The following is a 1,103-nucleotide window of genomic DNA, read 5'->3' as shown; positions in this document are numbered from 1 at the left end:
GGCTCAAGATCCTTCTTGGCAGGTAGGCCGCGGATTAAGCACTGCCGACTGGACGATGTATGGCCCCTTAAACCCGGACAGGACCCGGCGGCTGGCTTATAGCCACACTTCATGGCAAACGCATGTGCGGCGGGTTGAAAATCTGTCCCTGTTTTCCGCTACAGACGCGAAGCAAAAGCTTAGGCTGAATACCAAAAGACCCAGTGCCATCATCAGGCTTATACGTTATTGCAATCAGAAGTTGCCGCGCAGCAATTGGCCATGGCCTGTTACTACGCGGTCGGAATCAGGAAAGCTCAAGATGAACACGGCGCAACATTTCGAATACAGCGACGATCCACGCTTCTATCTGCAACTGGCTCAGTTGGTTTCCAGTACCGGCGACACAACGTTTGCCGGGCAGATGCTGCAACTGGTCGATTCGCTGGTGCCTATTCACGGGGTTGACCTCAGTGAATGGACGCTGGACGTGCGTGAGAGCAGCATCAGCCGCATCCATCTGCTCGGCAGTGCCGGTCTGCAGCAGGACAGTCCGAACATCGAGGCAATCGGCCATCCTCTGCTGTCAAGCATTCTGCACATGCAGGACCCATTGCTGGTCCAGCTGAAGAACCCGCTTGGTGCGCAACACCCGCAGCACAACACTCACCAGTGCAATCTTGTTTCCAGCAGTGGTGACCGTCGACGGATCATCTGCTTCTATCGGTCGGCTACCTTGCGGGCGTTCTCGCTGAGCGAACTGTCATTGCTCAAGAGTCTTTCCGACACGCTGCTGCCGCTGGTGGAGCATCACGCGCAAATCCTCGCCCAGGCAGGTGATCGCAATGCCCGTGTCGAGCCAGAACCCGGTTCACTGGATCAGGCATTCAGCGGCAGGCTGGCGCAGGATTCGGTCACGCTGTCCGCACGCGAGCAGGAGGTTTGTCTGGGTTTGCTGACCGGCGGAACCGTGGCCGAAATGGCGCAGCGCTTGAAGGTAAAGAACAGTTCGGTGGAAACCTACCTCAAGCGTGCCACTGCCAAACTGGGTGTCAGTGGTCGACACGGTCTGGCTCGCTGGATGGCTGGCGGTTGAGCACCCGGTAAAGGCATGTTCCATGCGC

The 1,103-nt window shown here is 57.6% G+C and carries 1 protein-coding gene; it reads left to right on the top strand.

What is annotated here, in order from left to right; all coding sequences use genetic code 11:
• Positions 1-301 precede the first annotated feature (301 nt).
• Positions 302-1,075: a helix-turn-helix transcriptional regulator gene (locus MME58_RS13520; protein ID WP_055005748.1), complete on the top strand. Its 774-nt coding sequence runs from the start codon at positions 302-304 to the stop codon at positions 1,073-1,075.
• Positions 1,076-1,103: the final 28 nt, after the last annotated feature.

The sequence above is a fragment of the Pseudomonas syringae pv. tagetis genome, from assembly GCF_022557255.1.
GTDB classification, from domain to species: Bacteria; Pseudomonadota; Gammaproteobacteria; order Pseudomonadales; family Pseudomonadaceae; genus Aquipseudomonas; species Aquipseudomonas caricapapayae.
Note: the sequence above shows the minus strand (reverse complement) of the source record. Positions and strands in the feature narration are given on the sequence as shown.

Excerpts from the sequence above, each read along its gene's own strand:
- MME58_RS13520 (WP_055005748.1), top strand. The coding sequence starts at position 302 with ATGAACACGGCGCAACATTTCGAATACAGCGACGATCCACGCTTCTAT.